The sequence below is a fragment of the Saccharopolyspora rectivirgula DSM 43747 genome (genome assembly GCF_000497205.1).
In the GTDB taxonomy this organism is placed as follows: domain Bacteria; phylum Actinomycetota; class Actinomycetes; order Mycobacteriales; family Pseudonocardiaceae; genus Saccharopolyspora; species Saccharopolyspora rectivirgula.
Window position 1 is genome coordinate 1 of the sequence record NZ_AYJW01000015.1, and the last position, 23177, is coordinate 23177.

At 68.3% G+C, this 23177-nt stretch carries 20 protein-coding genes and 2 riboswitches; of the genes, 7 read left to right on the top strand and 13 right to left on the bottom strand.

Annotated features, from left to right (window positions below):
• Positions 1-124 precede the first annotated feature (124 nt).
• The 4 genes from SREC43747_RS0106305 to SREC43747_RS0106320 all read right to left on the bottom strand — a co-directional run bounded on the left by SREC43747_RS0106305 (position 125) and on the right by SREC43747_RS0106320 (position 5375).
• The gene (locus tag SREC43747_RS0106305; RefSeq protein ID WP_029720306.1) at positions 125-2194 is read right to left on the bottom strand and encodes a transglycosylase domain-containing protein; all 2070 of its coding nucleotides are present in this window, start codon (positions 2192-2194) and stop codon (positions 125-127) included.
• Between the two features lie 307 nt (positions 2195-2501).
• Positions 2502-2951 (bottom strand): hypothetical protein, encoded by a 450-nt coding sequence (locus SREC43747_RS0106310; RefSeq protein ID WP_029720307.1) that lies wholly within the window; start codon positions 2949-2951, stop codon positions 2502-2504.
• Positions 2952-3084: 133 nt separating this feature from the next.
• On the bottom strand, positions 3085-3849 hold the full coding sequence (locus SREC43747_RS0106315) for a DUF6319 family protein (RefSeq protein WP_236623055.1): 765 nt from the start codon (positions 3847-3849) through the stop codon (positions 3085-3087).
• Positions 3850-3878: 29 nt separating this feature from the next.
• Positions 3879-5375, bottom strand: coding sequence for a flavin-containing monooxygenase (locus SREC43747_RS0106320; RefSeq protein ID WP_029720309.1), 1497 nt, complete (start codon positions 5373-5375; stop codon positions 3879-3881).
• Positions 5376-5455: 80 nt separating this feature from the next.
• Between SREC43747_RS0106320 and SREC43747_RS0106325 the strand changes: the two genes are divergently transcribed.
• Complete coding sequence (locus SREC43747_RS0106325) at positions 5456-6076, top strand: TetR/AcrR family transcriptional regulator (protein WP_029720310.1); 621 nt, start codon at positions 5456-5458, stop codon at positions 6074-6076.
• Positions 6077-6203: 127 nt separating this feature from the next.
• Here SREC43747_RS0106325 and SREC43747_RS0106330 read toward each other — a convergent pair whose 3' ends face one another.
• The 8 genes from SREC43747_RS0106330 to SREC43747_RS0106365 all read right to left on the bottom strand — a co-directional run bounded on the left by SREC43747_RS0106330 (position 6204) and on the right by SREC43747_RS0106365 (position 17565).
• Positions 6204-8417, bottom strand: coding sequence for a 3-hydroxyacyl-CoA dehydrogenase NAD-binding domain-containing protein (locus SREC43747_RS0106330; RefSeq protein ID WP_029720311.1), 2214 nt, complete (start codon positions 8415-8417; stop codon positions 6204-6206).
• An 11-nt stretch (positions 8418-8428) separates the two neighbouring features.
• Entirely contained in the window at positions 8429-9643 is a 1215-nt protein-coding gene (locus SREC43747_RS0106335) for an acetyl-CoA C-acetyltransferase (protein ID WP_029720312.1), read from the bottom strand.
• 177 nt (positions 9644-9820) lie between these two features.
• On the bottom strand, positions 9821-11134 hold the full coding sequence (gene glcF, locus SREC43747_RS0106340) for a glycolate oxidase subunit GlcF (RefSeq protein ID WP_029720313.1): 1314 nt from the start codon (positions 11132-11134) through the stop codon (positions 9821-9823).
• Positions 11134-12384 (bottom strand): FAD-binding oxidoreductase, encoded by a 1251-nt coding sequence (locus tag SREC43747_RS0106345; protein WP_029720314.1) that lies wholly within the window; start codon positions 12382-12384, stop codon positions 11134-11136. The genes glcF and SREC43747_RS0106345 overlap by 1 nt, the downstream gene beginning before the upstream one ends.
• The gene (locus SREC43747_RS0106350) at positions 12384-13880 is read right to left on the bottom strand and encodes an FAD-linked oxidase C-terminal domain-containing protein (RefSeq protein WP_037331468.1); all 1497 of its coding nucleotides are present in this window, start codon (positions 13878-13880) and stop codon (positions 12384-12386) included. The genes SREC43747_RS0106345 and SREC43747_RS0106350 overlap by 1 nt, the downstream gene beginning before the upstream one ends.
• A gap of 248 nt (positions 13881-14128) precedes the next feature.
• Complete coding sequence (locus SREC43747_RS0106355; protein ID WP_029720316.1) at positions 14129-15271, bottom strand: alkaline phosphatase family protein; 1143 nt, start codon at positions 15269-15271, stop codon at positions 14129-14131.
• Between the two features lie 15 nt (positions 15272-15286).
• On the bottom strand, positions 15287-16429 hold the full coding sequence (locus SREC43747_RS0106360) for an acyl-CoA dehydrogenase family protein (RefSeq protein ID WP_029720317.1): 1143 nt from the start codon (positions 16427-16429) through the stop codon (positions 15287-15289).
• 5 nt (positions 16430-16434) lie between these two features.
• Entirely contained in the window at positions 16435-17565 is a 1131-nt protein-coding gene (locus SREC43747_RS0106365; RefSeq protein WP_029720318.1) for a CaiB/BaiF CoA transferase family protein, read from the bottom strand.
• A 311-nt stretch (positions 17566-17876) separates the two neighbouring features.
• Here SREC43747_RS0106365 and SREC43747_RS0106370 point away from each other — a divergent pair, with 311 nt between their 5' ends.
• From SREC43747_RS0106370 to SREC43747_RS0106385, 4 genes are all read left to right on the top strand, one after another.
• A complete protein-coding gene (locus SREC43747_RS0106370; RefSeq protein WP_029720319.1) occupies positions 17877-18602 on the top strand; it encodes a MerR family transcriptional regulator in 726 nt (241 codons plus the stop codon).
• A gap of 345 nt (positions 18603-18947) precedes the next feature.
• Complete coding sequence (locus SREC43747_RS0106375; RefSeq protein WP_029720320.1) at positions 18948-19355, top strand: SSI family serine proteinase inhibitor; 408 nt, start codon at positions 18948-18950, stop codon at positions 19353-19355.
• Between the two features lie 70 nt (positions 19356-19425).
• Positions 19426-19815 (top strand): YidH family protein, encoded by a 390-nt coding sequence (locus SREC43747_RS0106380; RefSeq protein WP_029720321.1) that lies wholly within the window; start codon positions 19426-19428, stop codon positions 19813-19815.
• Between the two features lies 1 nt (position 19816).
• Entirely contained in the window at positions 19817-20146 is a 330-nt protein-coding gene (locus tag SREC43747_RS0106385) for a DUF202 domain-containing protein (RefSeq protein ID WP_029720322.1), read from the top strand.
• Between the two features lie 81 nt (positions 20147-20227).
• On the opposite strand, the gene gcvH is transcribed toward SREC43747_RS0106385, so the two are convergent.
• On the bottom strand, positions 20228-20599 hold the full coding sequence (gene gcvH, locus SREC43747_RS0106390) for a glycine cleavage system protein GcvH (protein WP_029720323.1): 372 nt from the start codon (positions 20597-20599) through the stop codon (positions 20228-20230).
• Between the two features lie 50 nt (positions 20600-20649).
• A riboswitch (glycine riboswitch) is annotated at positions 20650-20746 on the bottom strand.
• A riboswitch (glycine riboswitch) is annotated at positions 20747-20840 on the bottom strand.
• A 500-nt stretch (positions 20841-21340) separates the two neighbouring features.
• Here gcvH and SREC43747_RS0106395 point away from each other — a divergent pair.
• Both SREC43747_RS0106395 and SREC43747_RS0106400 read left to right on the top strand, forming a co-directional pair.
• Positions 21341-22324: an ABC transporter ATP-binding protein gene (locus tag SREC43747_RS0106395; RefSeq protein WP_051387768.1), complete on the top strand. Its 984-nt coding sequence runs from the start codon at positions 21341-21343 to the stop codon at positions 22322-22324.
• The gene (locus tag SREC43747_RS0106400) at positions 22324-23175 is read left to right on the top strand and encodes an ABC transporter permease (protein WP_029720325.1); all 852 of its coding nucleotides are present in this window, start codon (positions 22324-22326) and stop codon (positions 23173-23175) included. The genes SREC43747_RS0106395 and SREC43747_RS0106400 overlap by 1 nt, the downstream gene beginning before the upstream one ends.
• The last annotated feature ends 2 nt before the right edge of the window (positions 23176-23177 follow it).

Below are 23177 nucleotides of genomic sequence, written 5' to 3' on the forward strand. Positions count from 1 at the left end.
CAGTGTGGTGCTCGTGCCGCGGTATGCCGGGTGAGGCAGCAACCTGGTGGCTTGTGCACAGCAAGGGAACTTTTCTACCGGGGATGGCAGAAAAGTTCCCTTGCTGCTTAGTGGCGGGGTGTCGCTATCTGGGGACTTCCGGTAGAGGTGCCACCGGAAGCCCTTCGTGGATCTTCGTCATGGCGTTGAACCAGGTCCGGGCTGGGACTTTGCCGCCGTAGATGTTTCCGCCGTTGGCGCCGCACAGGTACGGGGGTGCGTCGCCGCCGCCGTCGCAGATCCCTTGCGGCCGGTTGCCGTCGGTGAAGGTCAGGACCGCGCCGGCCATCTGCGGGGTGGCGCCGACGAACGCCGCGGACCAGTGGTTCTGGGTGGTTCCGGTCTTGCCCATGATGGGGCGGTTCCACCCGGCGGCCTGGGCTGCCGCGTGCGCTGTGCCGCCCGGCAGGGCGTCCTTGCTCATCCCCACTGCGAGTTCGTCGGCGACTTGGGGCGCCACCACCTGTTCGCAGGGTTCTTCTTCCAGCGGGACCGGGTTTCCGAACCGGTCCGTGACGCCTTCCAGCGGTGTGGGCGGGCAGTACATGCCGTGGCTCATGATGGTCGCCGACGCGTTGGCCAGTTCCAGCACGCTCACCGGCGAGTAGCCGAGGGTGAAGGCGCCGATCTTCTTCTGCTTGATGACTTCGCCGAGCGGTGGCGTGCCTTCATCGTCTCCGATGGGGTTGCCGCTTTCGTCCACCTTGGTGAGCGTGTTGCGCAGGCCGAGCTTGTAGGCCATGTCCACCACGTTGTTCAGGCCCACTCGTTCCTGCAAGGCGACGAAGGTGGTGTTCGGTGAGGTGGCGAGCGCATCCTGCAGGGTTCGCGGCCCGGGTGCCACGCCTTCGGCATTGCCGACCGTGTACGGCAAGACGCCGTTCCGGTACACCTTGGAGGTGTAGGAGGGGGGCACGTCCACCATGTCGTAGATGCTCATGCCCTGTTCGATCGCGGTGGCGGCGGTGAAGATCTTGAACACCGAGCCGGCGCCGAACTTCTGCACTTTGCTGACGATGTCGTAGGCGCGTTGCCCCTTGCTGAGGTCGTTGCCGAAGTCGCGGTTGGCCACCAGGGCTCGGACTTGGTGCTTGTCCTGCCCGGGTTCGACCACCGCCATCACGTTGGCGATGCCTTCGGTTTGGGTGGGCACCTGGGCTTCCGCGGCTTGTTTGGCGGCGTCGCTGGCTTTGCGGTCCAGCGTGGTGTGGATGGTGTAGCCGCCGGTGCGCAGCTCTTCTTTGCTGATCCCCAGGTTTTCCAGGTAGTCCTGGACGTAGTTGCAGAAGAAGCCGTCGGTGGTGCCGTCACCGAGTCCGACGCAGCCGTTCGGCGGGCGGCCCAGTGGGGTCATGATCCCGAGTGGTTCTTTCTTGGCCGCCTCGGCGTCTTCTCGGGTGATGCGCATGTTGTTGTGCGGGTCGGTCATCAGCTCGATGACCAGGTTCCGCCGCTCCAGGGCTTCTTCGGGGTTGGAGGCCGGGTTGAGGTTGCCCGGCTGGTTGACGATCGCGGCCAGCAGCGCGGACTGGGCGATCGTGAGCTTGTCGGGTGTGGTGCCGAAGTAGGTTTGTGCGGCCGCCCCGACTCCGAAGGTCTGGTTGCCGAACGGGACCACGTTGAGGTATCCGGTGAGGATTTCCTCCTTGGTCATGGTCCGCTCCAGCTCCACGGCCAGTTTGGCTTCCCGGAGCTTGCGGGCGATCGAGGTTTCCTTGGCCTTCTCCGCCTCCAGTTCGTTGCGGGCGGCCACGTGCACCAGGTAGTTCTTCACGTACTGCTGGGTGATCGTGGAAGCGCCCTGCACGGTGGCACCGGTGGTGAGGTTGGTGGCCAAGGCCCGGAGGGTTCCTTGCCAGTCCACGCCCCCGTGGTCCCAGAACCGCTTGTCCTCGACAGCCGTGATGGCTGCCTTCATGGTGTCGGCGATCTGGTCGGAGGAGGTTTCGACCCGGTAGTCCTTGAAGAAGTAAGCGATTGGTTCGCCGTCTCTGTCCAGGACGGTGGACACTAGCGGCATTTCTCTTTTGGCCAGCGAAGCCGACATCCTGGTCATGGCATCGGCTGTTTGGTTGACCATTGCTCCGGCAGCGGTGGCCGCTGGCATTAACAAGCAAGCCACCAGCACGCCGGCCAGGACGCACAGCCCGAACATTTTCATGAGTACGCCGCTGCGCACGCCAGCCCCAATCGTCAAGTGCGGTAAGACTCGACTCAGCTGCGGGCGGTCTTGCCCGCCTCACCCCGCTCGCAATCGCACCGACAGGCAAGTCGGCCGGTGTTCTTCCTGACGGGCGGAGTCGACACTGCTCGTTTTCGATGTCGGTTACTTCGTTGATACCACACTTACCGGTGTGCACTCCCGTCGCGCTGGGCTCAGTCGTCTCACGATGTCTCAGGCTTCCGACGGGTCGGGGCAGGGCCCACCAGGGGCTGCTGCGCCCTGGGGAGCAGTGGCGGGTTCAGCGGCGGTCGTGCTGCTGGTCGGCTTTGTTGAGCTCGGCCAGGTAGGCGTTGTAGGCCGCCAGTTCGGGGTCTTCGTCGGCGTCCACCGGTGGTGCCGGTGGTGGCACGAGGGGGCGCTTGCGCTTCGGCCGAGGGGCTGGTTCCGCCGCTTGCTCGGGTTCTTGTTGTTCTTGTTCGTCGTTGGCGGTGGCGGGTGGTTCCGCGCTGTCGGTCTGCGGCTGGGTGTCGGTGTCGGTGAGTTCCATCCGCATCAGCTTCACCCAGAGGAAGACGGCGAATGCTCCGAACACGGGCCACTGCAGGGCGTAGCCGAGGTTCTGGAAGCTTCCTCCTGCCTCGTGCGCTCGGTCCCACTGCCAGACGGCCAGGAAGATGCTGGCGATCGCGGCAGCTAAGAACAGCACGTGCAGAAGCAGCCAACGAGGGGTCAACAGGCTGCGGAACACAACTCGATTCTAGGTGTTCGGCTGTGCGCCGGCGATTGCCGCATGGTTCGCCGCGAGTTCGGGCAAGGGAACTTCTCTGCAGGTTGTGCGGGAAAGGTTCCCTTGCCGCCCGGTGTGCTGGGGTGGTCGGTGGTCATTCGGTGAGCTCGTCGAGCACGCGTTGGGCGGCGGCGAGTTCTGCTTGGAGTTGTTCGACGCGGGCGCGCTGTTTTTCGCGGGCGGAGTCGATGAGCGGCTGGACCGCGGCGGCCACGTCGGTGTGGAGTTCTTTGGCGGCTCGGGCGACGGCCGAGGCGGGCACCGCAGTGGGCCGCATCACGCGTTTCTTTCCGGTGGTGACTTCCACGGTCCACTGGCCTTCGCCGTCCGCGGTGAGGGTGACGGTGGCTCCGCTGGGTTGGCGCCTGGTCTTCCGACCAGTTGTGCCTGTGGTTTTGGTGCCGGCGGACTGCTTGGGCTGCTGCTTGGGGGTGCTGGTTTTGCTGGGGGTGGTCGTGGTCGCTGGTTTGGCGGGCTCCGCTGCTCGGGAGCGTGGCGCGCTGGCGCTGCTGGTGGGCGCCCCGGACCCGGCCTTGGCGGACGCGGTGGTCTTGCCGGCGCGTTTCCGCGCTGGGCGGACGGTGGTCACCTCGGCGACCGAGAACGACAGGACGTCTTTCGACCCGGCCGGGCGGACCTGGATGAAGTCGCCTTCTTCCGGGTCCGCCAGGGCGATGACTTTGCCGGAACGTCCTTCTGGCACTCCCACTGCTGCGGCGGTGAACCACACGGTGGGTGTGGTGCCTGCGGCCAGTTCCTCTTTGAGGCCGTTGAGCTCCTCGGGCGACAGCGGAGGCATTTGCTCCCCTGGGTGGTGGGCGGCGCCCAGCTCGCGCTGGGCGCGTTCGACAACGACCATCCCACTCTATCGAACTGTCGTGCGAATGCTCAACGGCGTTTCGCCGCGGCCACCTCGTAGTCGGCCGGGTCGGCCTTGCGGGTGCGGTACCAGTACTTGGCGGTCAGACCGGGCCAGGTGGTGCGGTTGACCCCGTTGCGGTCGAGGTACCAGCTGCGGCAGCCGCCGGCGCTCCAGACTTCGTCGCCGAGCTCGCTTTGCAGTTCGGCGTTGAACTCGTCCTGCACCGACTGCCGGACGTCGAGGTAGCCGATGTCGCCGCGCAGCAGCGGGCGCAGGCAGCTCATCACGTAGTTGAGCTGGCATTCGATCATGAACACTACCGAGTTGTGCCCGAGGCCGGTGTTGGGCCCCAGCAGGAAGAACAGGTTGGGGAAGCCGGACACGGTGATGCCCAGGTAGGCCTCCATGCCTTCGCGCCAGGCGTCCTGGAGCTTGCGGCCGTCGCGGCCGATGATGTTGAGGTGGTCGAAGGCGTCGGTGACGTGGAAGCCGGTGCCGAAGATGATGGCGTCGACTTCGCGTTCTTCGCCGTCCTTGGTGATGATCGAGTTCTCGGTGATCTCGGCTATGCCGTCGGTGACCAGCTCCACGTTGGGCCGGTTGAGCGCCGGGTAGTAGTCGCTGGAGAGCAGGATCCGCTTGCAGCCGATCGCGTAGTCGGGGGTGACGGCTTTGCGCAGCTCCGGGTCCTTGATGACTTTGCTGATGTAGCGCTTGGACAGCCATTCGGCCAGCCACGCGGTGCGCCGCTTGAAGACGAACAGGTAGCGCAGTTCGAGCAGCCAGTACACGGCGGCGCGGGCGAGCCACTGCACCGGCGGGATGCGGCGGAACAGGCGCTGCAGGCGCTCCGGGATGGGGCGGTCGGGCTTGGGCTGGATCCACGGCGGGGTGCGCTGGAAGAGGTGCAGTTTGCCGGCTTTCTTCGCGACTTGGGGAACGAATTGGATGGCGCTGGCCCCGGTGCCGATGACCGCCACCCGCTTCCCTTCCAGGTCGTAGTCGTGGTTCCACTCGGCGGAGTGGAAGATCTCGCCGGTGAACTTCTCCATGCCGGGGATTTCCGGGTAGCTGGGGATGTGCAGTGCTCCGAGGCCGGAGACCAGGGCTTTGCCGGTGTATTCCGCGCCGCTGGCGGTGAACACCGTCCAGGTGTGGGTGTCTTCGTCGAATTCGGCGCCGGTGAATTCGACTCCGTAGTGGATGTGCTTGCGCAGCCCGTACTTGTCAGCGCACTGCTGCAGGTAGTCGTAGATCTCTTTCCAGCCGGCGAACAGGCGGGACCAGTTCGGGTTCTGCTCGAAGGAGAACGAGTACATCAGCGAGGGCACGTCGCAGGCGCAGCCCGGGTAGGTGTTGTCGCGCCAGGTGCCGCCGAGGTCGTCGTTCTTCTCCAGGATGATGAAGTCGTCGATGCCGGCTTTTTTGAGGCGGATCCCCATCCCCAGACCGGAGAACCCGGTGCCGACGATGATCACCGAAGCTTGGTGCCGGGTCTGGCTGCCGGACTTCTGCTTCACCATGAGGCCCTCCCTGAGCCACCGCTCTCTGTTTACCGACAAGTAGGTTACTAGCAGTAAGTTACTTGCGGTAGGGTGTATTCGTGAGCAGCTACCAGGCAGCCGGAACCAAATCCACGGGCCGCAAGCGGCTCAGCCGAGCCGAGCGGGAGCAGCAGATCCTGGCGGTGGCCGAGCACGTGTTCGCCACCCAGGGCTACCAGGCGGCTTCGATGGACGAGATCGCCCAACAGGTGGGCCTGTCCAAACCCATGCTCTACGAGTACTTCGGGTCCAAGGAGGGACTGCTGCTGGCCTGTCTGGAACGGGCCAAGCGGGAGCTGCTGGAAGCCACCACGGCCGCCGCTGCCGAATCCGCCAGCCCCGAGCAGCTGCTGCACAACTGCCTGCTCGCCTTCTTCCAGTTCAGCGAAGAGCACGCCCAGAGCTGGGCACTGCTGCGCAACGAGACCGCGGTGCAGAGCCTGCCGGTGAACTCCGAGCTGGAAGCCATCCGCCAGCAGCAGGTGGAATTCACCGCTGGACTGATCAGCGTCGCCCGCCCCGACCTGGACGCGCAGCGGCGAGAAGCGTTCGCCGAAGCGATCATCGGCGCCAGCGAGCGGATCGCCCTGTGGCGGGAGAAGCGCCCCGAGATCACCCCGCAAGCCGCCACCGATCATTTGATGGCGCTGCTGAGCCCCAGCCTGATCGGCGACCTGTAGCCGCGGTTCGCACCGAGCGGTGGCCGCCGGCCGCGACGCGGTCGAGCCCCGGAGCACCTGCGCGAAAAAGCCCGGCAGGGGCACCGGAGGTTCCGGCACCCCGCCGGGCAGCGGTCATGAGAACCGGTCAGGCCGCGGCGGCCGCCCGCACGATCTCCTGGTCGGGCTCGCCTTGGTCGAACAGCTCACCGGCCTCGGCCTTGCGCACCAGCGACTCCGGCGGCTGGAAGCGCTCCCCGTACCGCTCGGCCAGCTCGCGGGCGCGGGCGACGAAACCGGCCAGACCGCCCGGGTAGCCGTTCATGTACTGCACGACACCACCGGTCCAGGCCGGGAAGCCGATGCCCAGGATCGAGCCGACGTTGGCGTCGGGCACGGACTTCAGCACGCCCTCGTCGAAGCACTTCACGGTTTCCAGGGCTTCGATGAACAGCAGGCGCTCCTTGAGGTCGGTGAAGTCGACCTCTTCGGGGTTGCGCGGCGGGAAGTGCTCGGTCAGGCCCGGCCACAGCCCGGCGCGCTTGCCGTCCACGTACTCGTAGAAGCCGGCCCCGCTGGAGCGCCCCTTGCGCCCGAACTCCCCCACCATGCGGTCCAGGACCTGTTCGGCGGGGTGCGGGGTCCAGGTGCCGCCCGCGGCTTCCACCGCGCGCTTGGACTCGTCCCGGATCTTCAGCGGCAGCGTCAGGGTGAGCTCGTCGAACAGCTGCAGCACCGGGGCCGGGAACCCGGCCTGCGCGGAAGCCTGCTCGATCGAGGCCGGGTGCACCCCTTCCGCCAGCATCGCCACGCCCTCGTTGAGGAACGTGCCGATGACCCGGCTGGTGAAGAAGCCGCGGCTGTCGTTGACGACGATCGGGGTCTTCTTGATCTGCCGGACCACGTCGACGGCGCGGGCCAGGGCGCGCTCGCTGGTCTTCTCCCCGCAGATGATCTCGACCAGCTGCATCTTGTCCACCGGGGAGAAGAAGTGCAGGCCGATGAAGTCCTCCTGCCGGCGCACCCCCTCGGCGAGGCTGGTGATCGGCAAGGTGGAGGTGTTCGACGCGATCAGCGCGTCACCGTCCACGATGTCCTGCACCTCGGCGTAGACCTTCTTCTTGACCTCCGGGTCCTCGAAGACCGCCTCGATGACCAGGTCGCTGCCGCGCAGCGGCTCCAGCTGGCTGGTGGCGGTGATGCGGCCCAGCAGTTCGTCCCGCTGCTCGGGGGTGGCCCGCCCGCGGGAGACCGCCTTGTCCATCAGTTTGGCCGAGTAGGACTTGCCGCGTTCGGCGGCCTCGTCGGTGATGTCCTTGATGACCACGTCCATGCCGGCCTTGGCGCAGGCGTAGGCGATGCCGGCGCCCATCATGCCGCCGCCGAGCACCGCCACCTTGGTGGCCTTCCAGGCGGGGACGTCGGCCGGTCGACTGCCTCCGGAGTTGACGTGCTGCAGGTCGAAGAAGAACGCCTTGCTCATGTTCTTCGAGGTCTGCCCGCACAGCAGCTCGACGAAGTAGCGGCCTTCGATGGTGAACGCGGTGTCGATGTCGACCTGGGCGCTCTCCACCGCCGCGCACATGATGTTGCGGGGCGCGGGCAGCGGCGCGCCTTTGAGCTGTTTGCGCAGGTTGGCGGGGAAAGCCGGGAGGGTGGCGGCGAACTTCGGGTTGCTCGGGGTGCCGCCGGGGATCTTATAGCCGGGGCGGTCCCAGGGCTGGGTCGCTTCCGGGTTCTGCTTGATCCACTCCTTGGCCCGGGTCAGCAGTTCGTCCGGGGTGTCGACGAGTTCGTCGACGATCCCGATCTCCTTGGCCTTCTCCGGGCGCAGCTGCTGGCCTTGCAGCAGCAGGTTGAGCAGGGCGTTGGTGATCCCGAGCAGCCGCACGGTGCGCACCACTCCCCCGCCGCCGGGCAGCAGGCCCAGGGTGACTTCGGGGAGTCCGAACCGGACGCCGGGGGCGTTGAGGGCGATCCGGTGGTGGCAGGCGAGGGCGATTTCCAGGCCGCCGCCCAGGGCGGTTCCGTTGAGCGCGGCGACGACCGGTTTGCCGAGGGTTTCCAGCCGGCGCAACTGGGCTTTGACCTGGGCCACGGTTTCGCTGGCCTGCTCGGCGTCCGCGGGGCGGGTGCGGATGAGTTCGCGCAGGTCGCCGCCGGCGAAGAAGGTCTTCTTCGCGGAGGTGATGACCACGCCGGTGATGTTGTCCCGCTCGTCTTCCAGGCGCTGCACGACCTGTTCCATGGAGCGCTGGTAGCGCTCGTTCATGGTGTTGGCCTGCTGCTGCGGGTCGTCCAGGGTGAGCACGACGATGCCGTCGTCGTCGGTTTCCCAGCGGATGGTGTTCTGCTCGCTCATCGTGTTTTTCCTCAGCCGATCCGTTCGACGACAGTCGCGATTCCCATGCCACCGCCCACGCACAGCGTGGCCAGCCCGTAGCGCTGGTTGCGCCGGTCGAGTTCGTCGATGAGGGTGCCCAGGATCATGGCCCCGGTGGCCCCCAGCGGGTGTCCCATGGCGATCGCGCCGCCGTTGACGTTGACCTTCTCGTGCGGGACGTCGAAGTCCTTCATGAACTTCAGGGGGACGGCGGCGAACGCCTCGTTGATCTCGACCAGGTCGATCTGGTCGATCGTCATGCCGGCTTTGCCCAGGGCTTTGCGCACGGCCGGGCCGGGGCCGGTGAGCATGATGGTGGGATCGGCGCCGCTGAGCGCTGCGGAGACGATGCGGGCGCGGGGGCGCAGCCCGGTGCGCTCGCCGAGCGCTTCGCTGCCGATGAGGACCAGTGCTGCCCCGTCGACGATGCCGGACGAGTTGCCCGCGGTGTGCACGTGGTTGATGCGCTCGACCCAGTGGTACTTCTGCAGGGCGACGGCGTCGAAGCCGCCTTCTTCCCCGATGCCGGCGAACGAGGGCTTGAGCTGGCTGAGGCTTTCGACGGTGGTGCCGGGGCGGATGTGCTCGTCGCGGTCGAGCACGAGCGTTCCGTTGCGGTCGTGGACCGGTACGACGGATTTGGTGAAGCGGCCGTCGGCCCAGGCCTTGGCGGCTCGGGTTTGGGATTCTGCGGCGTACGCGTCCACCGTGGCGCGGTCGAAGCCTTCGAGGGTGGCGATGAGGTCCGCGCCGATGCCTTGGGGGACGAACGAGGTGGCGAGGTTGGTTTCGGGGTCGGTGCCCCACGCTCCGCCGTCGGAGCCCATGGGCACGCGGGACATGGATTCCACCCCGCCGGCCAGGACCGCGTCTTCCCAGCCGGAGCGGATCTTCTGGGCGGCGATGTTGACGGCCTCCAGCCCGGAGGCGCAGAACCGGTTGAGCTGCACTCCGCTGACGGTTTCGGGGAGCCCGGCGGCCAGGGCCGCGGTTTTGGCGATGTCGGCGCCCTGGTCTCCGACGGGGGACACGACGCCCAGGACGATGTCGTCGATGAGCTGGGGGTCGAGCTCGGGGTGGCGCCGTTGGAGTTCCTGGATCAGGCCTGTGACGAGGCTGATCGGTTTGACCCCGTGCAGCGCTCCGGTCTTCTTCCCGCGTCCGCGCGGGGTGCGGATCGCGTCGTAGACGTACGCCTCGGACATGTGTGGCGCGCCTCCTCGTTGCGGCAGGTTCTCCACTTAGAGTGTGACACCAGCACTGTCACAGTCAATGGTCGGCGATCGCGCCCCGCTCCCCGACCACCGGATGCGAGGAAGGGAACTTTTCCGGCGCTCTCCGCCGAAAAGTTCCCTTCCTGCTTGTTCACCGGTCGCCGCTGCTCAGCCGGTGGTGAGCAGTGCGTCCACGCCCAGGCCGCGGATGGAGGCGTCGAGGACCTGGACGGTGTGCGCCATCGGCAGCTTCTCCCCGCGGCGTTCCAGGGAGGTGCGGATCTGCATGGAGCAGCCGGGGTTGGCCGTGACCAGCAGTTGGGCCCCGGTGGCGAGGATGTTCTCGGTCTTGCGGTCGCCGAGTTCGCGGGCGGTTTGCGGGTTCAGCAGGTTGTAGATGCCGGCCGATCCGCAGCACAGTTCGGCGCGGTTGATCTCCCGCAGTTCCAGCTCGGGGATGGACCGCAGCAGTTCCCTGGGCTGGGAGCGGATGCCCTGGCCGTGGGCCAGGTGGCAGGCGTCGTGGTAGGCGATCTGCACCGGCAGCGGGTGTCGTTCCGCCACCGGGCCGAGTTCTGCCAGCAGTTCGGTGATGTCGCGGACTCGGGCGGAGAACCGCTCGGCTTTCTCCGCGTACTCGGGGTCGTCCTTGAGCAGTTGCGGGTATTCCTTGAGCGTGGACCCGCAGCCCGCCGAGTTGATCACCACGTAGTCCACATTGGCTTCTTCGAAGGTGTCCAGCAGGGCGCGGGCGAACGCGATCGCTTCTTCTTCGCGTCCGGCGTGCTCGCTGAGCGCCCCGCAGCACCCCTGGTTGGGCGGGACGATGACGTCGCAGCCTTCGGCGGAGAGGACGCGGGCGGTCGCCGCGTTGACGTCGGGGAAGAAGGCGCTCTGCACGCAGCCGGTGATCATGCCGACCACGGCGCGTCGTTCGCCGCGGGCGGGGATGCGCTGGCCGAGTTCGGGCGCGCGGGTGATGGGTGGCGCGAGGGATTCCATCACCTGCAGGTTTTCCGGGAGTTTGCGCATCAGCCCGGTGCGCTTGAGCAGTTTGCCGATGCCGAGCCGCTGGTAGAGGGCCAGGGCCGGGCGCAGCGCTTTCAGCCGCCGCGGGTACGGGAACAGCGTGAAGATCGCGGTGCGCAGCAGTTTTTCCCACCGCCCGCGCTGGTGGTTGCGTTCGATCTGGGCGCGGGTTTGGGTGATCAGGGTGCCGTACTGGACCCCGGAGGGGCAGGCGCTGACGCAGGCCATGCAGCCCAGGCAGGCGTCGAAGTGGCTGACCATGGTGTCGGTCAGCGGTTCGCCTTCCAGGCCGTTCTTCATCAGGTAGATGCGGCCGCGCGGGGAGTCCATCTCCTCGCCCCACAGCTCGTAGGTGGGGCAGGAGGGCAGGCAGAACCCGCAGTGCACGCAGTCGTTGATGAGGTCCAGTTGCGGGGGGTTGTGGGCGTCGAAGGCGCCCTTGGCTTCGGTCATCAGATACCTCCCACGAACCGGCCGGGAGCGAGCCGGTTTTCCGGGTCGAACTGGTTCTTGACGCGCCGCATCAGGTTCAGTTGGCCGCTGCCGAGCGGTCCCCACAGGTCGATCGCGTCGCGGACCGGTTGCGGGGCGTGGAGGACGACGGCGTATTCGGCGTTGTTGCGGATCGCTTCGACGAACCGGGCGGCTGCGGTCGGTTCGGTGTCGGGGGCCAGGCCGGCGTGCAGCACGCCGAGTCCGGCGGCGCCGGTGAGCTCCAGCTGCAGGTCGTTGTCCTGGGCTGCTCGGCGAGCTGTGGTGAGCAGTTGGTCGAGGTCGGCGGGTTTGATGCCGATGCGCATGCCGGTTCCGGTGGGGAAGGGCAGTTGTGCCCACCAGGCCGGGGGCTGAGGGGTGACTTCGGTGTTGTTGCCGAGCGCGCTGGCCAGTTCGGTCGCCCGCTGGTGGGTGGCCTCGGGGCGGCCTTCGAGTTGGGCGCACACGGTGATGGGCCCGTCGGTGGTGGCGTGCACTTCGATGCCGGTCGGCACGGCTTGCGAGCGGCGGACGGCGTCGGCGATGCCGGCTGCTTCGGCGGTGGTGTCGGCGGTGGCGGTGATCCAGCGGTATTCGGCGGACAGGGGGTGGAGCCGGAAGACCGCTTCGGTGATGACGCCGAGGGTGCCGAAGGATCCGGTGTAGATCTTGCCGAGGTCGTATCCGGCGACGTTCTTGACGACCTTTCCGCCGGATTTGGTGATGGTGCCGTCGGCGCGCACCACGGTGATGCCGATGAGCAGGTCGCGGACGCCGCCGAAGAGGTGGCGTTGCGGCCCGGACAGGCCGGTGGCGATGGCGCCGCCGACGGTGGCGGTGGGGAATGGCTGGCTGATGGCCAGTTGCTGCCCGGTCTTTTCGACGGTGCGGTTGATCTCGGCCAGCGGGGTGCCGGCTTTGGCGTGCACCACCAGGTCGCCTGCGGCGTGTTCGACGACGCCGCTGCTGGTCGACAGGTCCAGCAGCAGGTCGACCGCTCGGGGTGGGGTTCCCCAGTGGAGTTTGCTGCCGGAGCCCTTGGGGACCACGCGCAGGCCGTGTTCGCTGGCGGCGCGCAGCACCGCGGCGACTTGCTCGGTGTCGCTGGCTCGGGCGCACCACTTCGGTTGGACGCCGCCGATCGCGTCGGTTTCCGTTGCTTCTCGCAGGTTTTCCTTGCCCGCGGCAGCTTCCAGGGCTGCGCGGGCGGTGCTGGATGCCGTGACCATCAGAATTGATCCGCCAATCCTGCTTCTACCAGTGGGTGCACTCCGTGTCGCCGGCCGGGGACTTCCCCGCACAGCCGGGGGGTGGGGAAGACTTTTCCGGGGTTGCAGATGCCGGCCGGGTCGAAGGCGCAGCGGACGCGCTGCATGGTGTCGAGGTCGTCCTCGGTGAACATGCGCCCCATGTACTTGACCTTGTCGGCGCCCACGCCGTGTTCACCGGTGATGGATCCGCCGTGTTCGAGGCAGAGTTCCATGATGCGCCCGGAGACGGCTTCGGCTTGTTCGGTGGCGCCGGGTTGGGAGCCGTCGAACAGCACCAGCGGGGGGAGGTTGCCGTCGCCGGCGTGGAAGACGTTGGCGACTCGGACTCCGGTTTCGGCGGAGAGCTGGGCGATGCGGCTGAGCACTTCGGACAGTGCGGTGCGCGGGATGACGCCGTCTTGGACGATGTAGTCGGGGCTGATGCGGCCGACTGCGGCGAACGCGGATTTGCGTCCTTTCCAGATGTTGGCGCGTTCGGTTTCGTCGGCGGCGACTCGGACTTCGAAGGCGCCGTGTTCTCGGCAGTGGCGTTCGACTTCGGTGAAGGTGTGGGCCACTTCGGCTTCGGGCCCGTCGAGTTCGACGACGAGGACGGCTCCGGCGCCGTCGGGGTATCCGCATTGGACGGCTTGTTCGGCGGCTTCGATGGACAGCGCGTCCATCATTTCGATGGCCGCGGGGGTGACGCCGGAGGCGATGATGGCTGACACCGCGGCGCCGGCGTCGTCCGTGGAGGGGAATCCGGCGAGCAGGGTTTGCACGGATTCGGGTTTGCGCATCAGGCGCACCGTGATCTTGGTGACGACGCCGAGGGTTCCTTCGCTGCCGATGAAGGCCCCGAGCAGGTCGTAGCCGGGGGCTTCGCGGGCCGGGCCGCCGAGTTCGACCACTTCTCCGTCGGCGGTGACGACTTCGAGGCCGAGGATGTGGTGGGTGGTGAAGCCGTATTTGAGGCAGTGGGCGCCTCCGGAGTTCTCCGCGACGTTCCCGCCGACGGAGCACACCTGCTGGCTGGAGGGGTCCGGGGCGAAGTAGTAGCCGTCGGCGGCGACGGCTTTGGTGACGTCGAGGTTGATGACGCCTGGTTCGACGACGGCGCGTTCGTTGGCCAGGTCGATTTCGAGGATTCGCCGCATGCGGGCGGTGACGATCAGGACGCCGTCGGAGCTGGGGAGCGCTCCTCCGGAGAGCCCGGTGCCGGAGCCGCGGGCGACGAAGGGCAGTTCGTGTTCGGCGCAGATGCGCACGATCTCTTGGACTTGTTCGGCGGTTTCGGGCAGCACCACGACGGCGGGGGTGACCCGGTAGCTGGCCAGCCCGTCGCATTCGTAGGTGCGGAGTTGTTGCGGGTCGGTGATGACCGCGTTCGCCGGGAGCACCTGGTTCAGGCGGTGCACGGCGCGGTCCAGGTTGCCGGCGGGTGGGCGTTCGACCTCGGGAATCGTCGACCGCATACTCAGCCTCCCGTGTTTTTCCGGTTGCCGGAATATGCGTTCCGGTATCGGAAACCATACTCATCGACGACATAGATACAAGAGGCCGACAAGCTCTCGTTGCCAATTTCGATTGTGCCCTGCGCCACATTGAACGGCTATTCGGACAAACCGGGGAACCCCTCCCCGGAAAGCGGCCTCGAAAACCGGCGCAACAGCACGCGGGCCCGAGCCGCACCGCGACCCGGGCCCGCGCACCCGAAAACCAGCTAGCCGGTCACCACCAGAGCCGGGATCAACTGCTCCGCCGAGGTCAACGAACCGTGCTGGCCGCGCAGCGAGGACTCCCCCGGCTCCGCGACCGACCGGATGACCCCGGACTCCCGCATCACCGCGATCACATCACCAATGCGCTGCCCCACGGGATCGGCGACCACCGGGCCGAACCAGCCCTCCTCCACGGCCTGCTCCCCGGTGAGCACCAGCCCCCGGTCCGCGACGACCTCCCGCCACGCCGCGAGCACCTCGTCGGTCGCACCGGGGCGGGTGTAGACGTGGCGGGCCCGCACCTCCCCGCCGAGCAGCCGCACCCCCTGCCGCAGCCGCGGATCGTTGTCGAAGTCCAGCGCCGCGGACGGGTCCACGGCCACCATCCCGTGGTCGGCGACGACCACCATGACCGCCCCGGGCGGCAGGTGCTCGGCGATGAGCGCCACCAGGGAGTCGATCTGGCGCAGCTGCATCCGCCACGGCAGGGACCCCGGCCCGTGGATGTGGCCCAGCAGGTCGAGGTGGCCGTGGTAGCCGTAGCACAGGGCCGGCCCACCGGCGTTGGCCGCCTCGATCAACCCGGCCGCCAGGTCCCCCAGCGCCCGGACCCCGTGGAAGTGCCCGCCGCGCAGCGCCGCCCGGGTCAGGCCGGTACCGGCGAATTCCGCGGCGGTCACGGTGCGCACCTCCACCCCGGCGTCGGCGGCGCGCTGCAGCATCGTCGGCAGCGGCTGCACCTGCTCCGGCGGGAGCTCGTCGAGCACGTCGCGGCGGCCCTCCGCGCGCAGCGTCCACGACAGCGGGTGCAGCAGTTCCCCGGTGGGCCAGGCGAAGGTGTAGCCGACGATGCCGTGCTCCCCCGAGCACCGGCCGGTGCCCAGCGAGGTGAGGCTGGTGACGGTGGTGGTGGGAAAGCCCGCGGTGATCGACCGCCCGGACAGCGATGTGAGGGTGGGCGCGTCCGAGGCGTGCTCGTGGAGCAGCTCCCACCCGAGCCCGTCGATCAGCAGGGCGATGGCTGAGCGGCACTCGCCGAAACCGATGGTGTCGGTGAACCCGGGAACCCCCAGAGCGCCCAGCAGGGAGGGCAGGACGTCCGGCAGGCCGCGACCGTCAGTTGCGGGCGAAACGATCCAGTCCATCCGTCCTCCCGGGATTCAGAATCCCATCGACCGGCCGATTATTTCTTTCATGATTTCGGTGGTGCCGCCATAGATGGTTTGGATCCGGGCGTCCAAGTAGGCCTTCGCCACCGGGTACTCGGTCATGTAGCCGTACCCGCCGTGCAGCTGCAGGCAGCGGTCCACCACCCGCTTGTTCATCTCGCTGAGCCACCACTTGGCCATCGCCGCGTGTTCGGCGCCGAGTTCGCCGCGCACGTGGTCGCGCACGCAGCGGTCCACGAACACGCGACCGACCTGCACTTCGGTGGCCATCTCGGCCAGTTCGAAGCGGATGTGCTGGAACTTGCCGATCGGCCGGCCGAACGCTTCGCGGTTGTGGCAGTACTCCTTGGTCTCCTCCAGGACGCGTTCGGCCGCGGCGGCGGAGCTGACGGCGATCGACAGCCGCTCCTGCGGCAGGTTCTGCATCAAGTAGATGAAGCCCTGCCCTTCCTCGCCGAGCAGGTTGCTCGCCGGCACCCGCACGTCGTTGAAGAACAGTTCCGCGGTGTCCTGGGACTTCAGGCCGATCTTGTCCAGGTTGCGGCCGCGTTCGAAGCCCTCCATGCCGCGTTCGACCACCAGCAGGCTGATGCCCCGGTGCCCGGCGTCGGGGTCGGTGCGGGCGACCACGATCACCAGGTCGGCGAGGATGCCGTTGCTGATGAAGGTCTTCTGCCCGTTGAGCACGTAGTGGTCGCCGTCGCGGACCGCGGTGGTGCGGATGCCCTGCAGGTCGCTGCCGGCGCCGGGTTCGGTCATCGCGATGGCGGTGATCAGTTCTCCGCTGCAGAAGCCGGGCAGCCAGCGCTGCTTCTGCTCCTCGTTGGCCAGCCGCAGCAGGTAGGGGGCGATGACGTCGTTGTGCAGCGGGGCGCCGAAGCCGGAGATGCCGGCTTTGACGAGTTCTTCGTCCAGCACGACGTTGAACCGGAAGTCGGGTGTGCCGCCTCCCCCGTACTGCTCGTCGACGGCGAAGCCGAGCAGGCCGAGTTTGCCCGCAGCCCGCCAGGCTTCCCGGGAGACCACGCCGGCTGCTTCCCACTCCTGCTGGTGGGGCTGCAGTTCGCGGGTGATGAACTCGCGGGCGGTTTCGCGGAACGCTTCGTGTTCCGGCTCGAACAGCTCCCTGCGCATGCGGCTCACGCTTCCTCCCTCAGCACGGCGCCGGTCTCCAGCAGTTCGGTGGGCAGCTGCCAGTCCCGGAACACCTCGGTGGTGTGCGCTCCTGGGCTGGCCACTCCTCCGGGGCTGGTGGTGGTTCGGCTGAAGCGGGGTGCCGGGCCCGGCTGCAGGACGCCGTTGCTGCGGGTGAGGGTTCGCCGGGCGGCGATGTGCGGGTGGTCTTCGGCTTCGGTCATCGACAGCACCGGGGCCACGCAGGCGTCCGAGCCGGAGAAGACCTCGGTCCACTCCTGTTGGGTGCGCTGCCGGAAGGTTTCGGCGAGCAGCTCGCGCAGGCGCGGCCAGTTCTCCGGGTCGTCGCGGTCCGGCGCTTCACCGGTCAGGCCGAGCCGGTCCAGCAGTTCGGCGTAGAACTGGGGTTCCAGGGCCCCGACCGCCATGTGCTTTCCGTCGGCGGTTTCGTAGACGTCGTAGAAGGGGGCTCCGGTGTCGAGCAGGTTGGTGCCGCGTTCGGTGCTCCAGCCGCCGGCGGCGAGCATCCCGTAGATCATCATGCCCAAGTGGGCGGTTCCGTCCACTATGGCCGCGTCCACCACTTGTCCGCGCCCGCTTCCGCGGGCTTCCAGCAGGGCGGCCAGGATCCCGACGGTCAGGTACATGCCGCCGCCGCCGAAGTCCCCGAGCAGGTTGATCGGCACCTGGGGTGGTCCGCCCTGCCTGCCGATGGCGTGCAGCATGCCGGTCAGGGCGATGTAGGCGATGTCGTGCCCGGCGGTGGAGGCCAGCGGCCCGTCCTGGCCCCACCCGGTCATCCGCCCGTAGACCAGTTGCGGGTTGACTTCCCAGCACTGCTCGGGGCCAACGCCCAAGCGTTCGGTGACTCCCGGGCGCAGTCCTTCGATCAGCACGTCGGCTCGCCGGGCCAGTTCGAGCACGACTTCGGCGCCCTGCGCGTGCTTGAGGTCGACCACGATCGATCGTTTGCCCCGGTTGAGCAGGTCGTGCTTGCCGTCCCCGGCGCCCGGGCGGTCCACCCGCACCACATCCGCACCCAGGTCGGCCAGCAGCATTGCGCTGAACGGGGCCGGGCCGATCCCGGCCAGCTCGACCACCTTGATCCCGGCCAGCGGTCCGCGGTTGTCCGTCACGCCACACCCTCCGCCGTCTGTGTCGAGCACCACACGAACTCGACGGCAATAGCGTCACATCATTGGTGTCACATGTGAAGCATTCGTGACCTCCTCGTGATCATTCGAGCGGTGGACGATCAGCGCGGGAGCATCACCGCAGGTCACAAGCATTTTCGGGGTTCGCCCCGGGGCGGCGCCAGGACCAGCGGCCCCTTCCCCGTTCCCAACCCCGGGAAGCGCGGCGCGGCACCGGCCGCCGCCGCCCGGCATCGGCACAGCAGCCATGCGACAGCGTTGGTGTCACAGCGGCCAGGGAGTATCGTTCCGGCATGCTCCCAACCGCGGATGAAGAGCTCACCATCGACGAGTTGGCGGCACGTGCCGGCGTCACGGTGCGCACTGTCCGGTTCTACTCCTCGCGTGGGCTGCTCCCCCCACCGCGGCTGCGGGGCAGGCTCGGCCTCTACGGCCGGGACCACCTCGCGCGGCTGGAGCTGATCCGGGAACTGCAGGGGTTGGGCTTCACGCTCTCGGCGATCGAGCGGCACCTGGAACGCATTCCCGCCGACGCCTCCCCCGAGGAACTGGCGCTGCAGCGGGCGTTGATCGCACCGTGGACCGAGGACCGCAGCGAAGACATCGACCGCGCCGAACTGGACCGGCGGGCCGGGCAGCACCTCGACGACGACCGCGTCGAGAAACTGGTGGCCCTGGGCATCCTGCAACGCCTGCCCGACTCCGACCGGCTGCGCCTGCCCAGCCCGGCGATGCTCGGCGTGGGCCTGCAGATCTTGGCCCTGGACCTGCCGCTGGACATGCTGCTGGAGGCCAAGAACATCGTCTCCCAGCACACCGCGCAGATCGCGGTGGAACTGCGGGAGCTGTTCGCCGCCAACGTGCTGCGGCCCTACGTGGAGCGGGGCCGGCCGGAGCAGGAGCGCGAGCGGGTCCGGCGCATGGCCGACCAGTTGCGCCCGCTGACCATTCAAGTGCTGGTGAACGGTTTCCAGCAGGCGGTCAACGAAGTGATCCGCAGCCACGTCGCGGACGAGTGATCCGGCTCGCCCGCGCGTCCGGTGTCCGCACTGGACGGAATTGATCAACGCGCCGGTGATCTGCCGGAAAGTTCTTCTGCCGCAAGGGTTTTCGGCCAGTCCTCACTGGCCTGCCACCGGTCCTGGGCGCGAACACCGGGGAAAGATCCACAGCGCTGCGCCCGAGCGCTCCGCAGCGCGGCCGGACCACCCGGGTGCAGCGGGCAAAAGCGTGACGGCCAGTCAGGGCAACCGGTTGAGTGAACCACTTTCCAGTGGTCTGCGGCTGCCGGGACAGCAGACCACCGCGAAGCGGAGATAAAGAAAAGCAGATCCCACACCTGACACACAGGAGGACCGGACGAGATGGCTGCATCCCGGCTGACCAGTCGCGGAATATTCCTCGCCGCAGCGCTGGCCGGTACCGCGCTGATCCCGGCGCTGGCCACCGCCGAGCAACCACAGCAACCCAGCGTCTTGCGCCTGTCGATCAGCAGTGACGCCCGCAACGAGGCCCGCACCGCGGTGCTGATCTGCGACCCGGCCGGCGGCACCCACCCGAAGGCCACCGAGGCGTGCGCCGATCTGGACACTGTGGACGGTGATCTCGACGCGCTGGCCGCCGCCCACGCCAACACCCCGTGCCCGCTGGTGTACCGGCCGGTCACGGTCAGCGCGGAAGGTGTTTGGAACCAGCGGTCGGTGGAGTTCGAGAAGCGCTACGCCAACGCGTGCGTCGCCCAGACCTACACCGGTTCGGTGTTCGCCTTCTAGCTCCCTCCCGGGTACCGGCCCGCAGTTGACCAGCCCGGCGTCCCGGTGGCGCCCGCACTATCGTGACGGCATGGTCACCGGACCGCGGGAAGGGGATCCGCGGTGGCCGCGGCGGCTCTACGGAGTCGGCAGCGACCCGGACCCCAGGTTCACGCTCGCCAACGAACGCACGTTCCTCGCGTGGATCCGGACCTCGCTGGCCTTGATGGCCTCCGGCGTGGGGGTGGAATCGCTCAACGCGGTCGCCACCCCTTCCCCGCTGCGCACGGTGCTGGCCGTCGTGCTGCTGCTGAGCGGGGTGCTCGCGGCGGTGACGGCCTTCACCCGGTGGTTCCGGACCGAGCGGGCGCTGCGGCGCGGGGTGTCGCTGCCCCCGTTCCAGCTGGCCCCGGTGCTGGGCTGCGGGCTCGCTCTGGTCGGGGTGGCCGCGCTGGTGCTGTTGCTGGTGACGGGGATCTGAGGTGCCGGAGGAACCCGAACCGGTCGATCCCGGCCTGCAGTTGGAGCGGACCACGCTGGCGTGGCTGCGGACCACCCTGGCGTTCACCGCGGTCCTGCTGGTGCTGCTGCGGCTGGTGCTGCACGTGAGCACCGCGGCCGCGGTGGCGTGCGCGGCGCTCACCCTGCCCCTGGCCGCTTCGGTGACCGGGCTCGCCTGGCGCCGGCACATCCGCGGGTGGCGCAGTCTGCGCTCCAGCGCGCCCCTGCCCGGGGGTGGTCTTCCGGCGGCGGTGACCGCCTTGGCGGTCGGGGTCGGCTGCACCGGACTGCTCTACGTGCTGCTGCACTGAGCCCGGCGACGAACGCCGCCGGGAACCCGGTCGCGCCGGCTTGCCGGGCCGCGCTGACCCGGCAAGCCGGCGCGAGTGTCCTCAGTCGCCGATGAGCTCGGAGTACTCCTGGGCGGACAGCAGCTTGCCCTTGCTGGTGACCCGGACTTCCAGCAGCCACCCCTTGCCGTAGGGGTCGGAGTTGAGCAGCGCCGGGTCGTCGACCGCGTCCTGGTTGATCGCGGTGACCTCACCGGTGACCGGGGAGAAGAGGTCGCTGACCGACTTGGTGGATTCCAGCTCCCCGCAGGCCTGCCCGGCTTCCACCTGCTCGCCGACTTCGGGCAGCTGCACGAAGACGATGTCCCCGAGCGCTTCGGCGGCGTGCTCGGTGATGCCGACCCGCACCTGCTCGCCGTTGTCTTCAACCCACTCGTGCTCTTCGGTGTACTGCAGGTTTTCCGGTACGGACATAGGGAGGCTCCGCTGTGGTCGAAGGGCATGACTGCCCGTGGTTTCCAGGGCCTCCCCACTCTGTTGCGGAACCTGAGAGCTTCACCGCGGTTGGCGGTTTGCACCGTGGGTGGCGGGACGTCGCTGACCCGCGCTTTCCAGAGTCGCCTCTCCCGAGCGGTCACGGGGCCTGAGAGTTTGCGGGGAGTCTTGCTCCTTCGGCGCCTGCCGGTGGTCGGCAGGTCTCTCCCGCCCGGGGTCGTCGGCCGGTATGCGGTTGTTCAATGCCCCCAAAGAGTAAGGATCCCAGCGGTGCTGTCAAGGTCGTCCCGATCCGCAGCGGAGAACCCGCGTTCGGCCGCCGAACACCGGCACCTGAGGTGATCGGGGCGGCACGCCGGGTGAGAACGAACCGGACCGCTGAACGGGGTCACCCGTGGGCCCGGTGATCGACACGTGCTGAACACGAGAAGGGGCGGCCCGCTCAACCGGCCTGGGGGGCACCGGGAGCAGGCCGCCAACTCCAGTGTAGGGCACTTTTCGCGTTTTCCGACGGCAATGCGCGGACTCCAGGCCAGGTTTTGCCAGCTCGACCGAGGATTGCCCGAAAGAGCGAAAGTGGTCTGTTCTGCGGTGACCCCGGGTAGTTCCGCTGTTCCGCTCCCCACGGCTCGCCGGCTGCCCCCGGCTCCCGACCACCGCGCCCGCGGTGTCCGGCAGGATAGGGGCCGGTTCGCGCGAACGGCGACGTTGGAGGAGCGAGTGCACGACGGCAGCGGCCGAATCGTTGTGCAAGGGCTGAGCAAGAGCTTCGGGCCGGTGCAAGCGGTGCAGGACCTGAGCTTCACGGTGGAGCCCGGCACGGTGACCGGTTTCCTCGGCCCCAACGGGTCGGGCAAGACGACCACGCTCCGGATGATCCTGGGGTTGGTGAAACCCACCGCCGGAACGGCGACGATCAACGGTGTTCCCTTCCACCAGCTGCCCAACCCCGGCACGGTGGTGGGCGCGGTGCTGGAGGCGCAGAGCTTCCACCCCGGGCGCACCGCCCGCAACCACCTGCGCTGCTACGCGGCGGCGATGGGCCTCCCCGACGAGCAGGCGGACCGGGTGTTGGAGCTGGTCGGCCTGGCCAGCGTGGGCAGCAGACCGGTGTCCGGTTTCTCGCTGGGCATGCGGCAGCGGCTCGCCCTGGCCACCGCCCTGCTGGGAGACCCGCAGGTGCTGGTGCTGGACGAGCCGGCCAACGGGTTGGACCCGGAGGGCATCGCGTGGCTGCGCAACTTCCTGCGCGCCTTCGCCGCCAACGGCCGCACCGTGCTGGTCTCCAGCCACTTGCTGCGCGAGATGGAGCACACCGTGGACAGCGTGGTGATCATCAGCCGCGGCCAGTGCGTGTACGACGGGCGGTTGGACGATCTGCGGGCGGCGCAGCGCTCGCGGGCGCTGGTGCAAGCCTCCGACCCGAACCGGTTGGTGGAGAAGCTGCAGGAGGCCGGGCTGGAGGTGGAGTTCCTGGCCGATGGCAGGCTCGCCGTCAACAACGCCGACTCCCGCACGGTCGCCGACCTGGCGTTGGAGGCCGGGGTCGCGCTGTACGCGATGCAGGACGAACACGTCGATCTCGAGCAGGTGTTTTTCCAGTTGACCAGTGGACAGCACAGCGCAAGCCCGCAGGTGCCGCCCCAGCAGTGGGGGCCCGGCCACCAGCCCGGCCAGCCGGGCAATCCCGGGGGGTATGCCTGATGGTCACCGCGCTGGTTCGTTCGGAGTTCCGCAAGATCTTCACGGTCAACCTGTGGTGGGCGCTGCTCATCCCGGTGGCCCTGTTGAGCTTCGGCGCCGGGTGGTTCGGCACCGCGGTGGGCACGATCAGCGAACTGGAGCGGTCGCTGGGGCGGCCGCTGCCGCTGGGGTTGTTGACCGTGTCGATGTCGACGAACTTCTCCACGATCTTCGCCGTGCTGTTCGGTGCGCTGGCCGTCGCCGGGGAGCACCGGAACAAGAGCATCACCACCACGTATTTGACCGGCAACCCGCGGGGCGCGGTGTTCGGCGCGAAGCTGATCGCCTACAGCGCCGTGGGCGCGCTGTACGGGGTGGTCAACGTGGTGTGCGCGAGCTTGGGCGGCTTGCTGGGCGCCGGTCTGGACGGGTTCGGTGATCCGCTGGACTGGTTCGCCGTCGGCGGTGCCGGGCTGTTGGCGATGGTGCTGTGGACGGTGCTGGGCGTTGGTTTCGGCGCCCTGATCGGCAACGCGGTGCTGGCGGTGGTGGTGCCGCTGCTGTACAAGTTCGTCGTCGAGTTCATCATTTCGACGTTCTTGGCCGGCACCGATGCCAGCGGGGTGGCCGCATACCTGCCGGGGGCGGCCGGCAACGGTGTTGTCGGCAACTTGGCGGTGCCGATCTTCGTCGAGGCGGTGGCCGGGCCGGACGAGCCGTTCATCCCCCGTGAGGTGTTCGAGCTGCTGCACTTCTTCTTCGGCGGCAGCTACGGGCAGGGGTGGTGGTTGAGCGTGCTGGTGTTCCTGGCCTACGCCGCGGGGTTCGCGCTGGCCGGCTGGGCGGTGAGCCGCCAGCGGGACATCACCTGACG

Bases quoted from the DNA above. Each gene is read 5' to 3' on its own strand.
- SREC43747_RS0106375 (WP_029720320.1), top strand. From the start codon at position 18,948: ATGGCTGCATCCCGGCTGACCAGTCGCGGAATATTCCTCGCCGCAGCG.
- SREC43747_RS0106370 (WP_029720319.1), top strand. From the start codon at position 17,877: ATGCTCCCAACCGCGGATGAAGAGCTCACCATCGACGAGTTGGCGGCA.
- gcvH (WP_029720323.1), bottom strand. From the start codon at position 20,599: ATGTCCGTACCGGAAAACCTGCAGTACACCGAAGAGCACGAGTGGGTT.
- SREC43747_RS0106305 (WP_029720306.1), bottom strand. From the start codon at position 2,194: ATGTTCGGGCTGTGCGTCCTGGCCGGCGTGCTGGTGGCTTGCTTGTTA.
- SREC43747_RS0106320 (WP_029720309.1), bottom strand. From the start codon at position 5,375: ATGGTGAAGCAGAAGTCCGGCAGCCAGACCCGGCACCAAGCTTCGGTG.
- SREC43747_RS0106345 (WP_029720314.1), bottom strand. From the start codon at position 12,384: ATGGTCACGGCATCCAGCACCGCCCGCGCAGCCCTGGAAGCTGCCGCG.
- SREC43747_RS0106400 (WP_029720325.1), top strand. From the start codon at position 22,324: ATGGTCACCGCGCTGGTTCGTTCGGAGTTCCGCAAGATCTTCACGGTC.
- SREC43747_RS0106355 (WP_029720316.1), bottom strand. From the start codon at position 15,271: ATGGACTGGATCGTTTCGCCCGCAACTGACGGTCGCGGCCTGCCGGAC.
- SREC43747_RS0106360 (WP_029720317.1), bottom strand. From the start codon at position 16,429: ATGCGCAGGGAGCTGTTCGAGCCGGAACACGAAGCGTTCCGCGAAACC.
- glcF (WP_029720313.1), bottom strand. From the start codon at position 11,134: ATGACCGAAGCCAAGGGCGCCTTCGACGCCCACAACCCCCCGCAACTG.
- SREC43747_RS0106380 (WP_029720321.1), top strand. From the start codon at position 19,426: ATGGTCACCGGACCGCGGGAAGGGGATCCGCGGTGGCCGCGGCGGCTC.
- SREC43747_RS0106350 (WP_037331468.1), bottom strand. From the start codon at position 13,880: ATGCGGTCGACGATTCCCGAGGTCGAACGCCCACCCGCCGGCAACCTG.
- SREC43747_RS0106330 (WP_029720311.1), bottom strand. From the start codon at position 8,417: ATGAGCGAGCAGAACACCATCCGCTGGGAAACCGACGACGACGGCATC.
- SREC43747_RS0106315 (WP_236623055.1), bottom strand. From the start codon at position 3,849: ATGGTCGTTGTCGAACGCGCCCAGCGCGAGCTGGGCGCCGCCCACCAC.
- SREC43747_RS0106335 (WP_029720312.1), bottom strand. From the start codon at position 9,643: ATGTCCGAGGCGTACGTCTACGACGCGATCCGCACCCCGCGCGGACGC.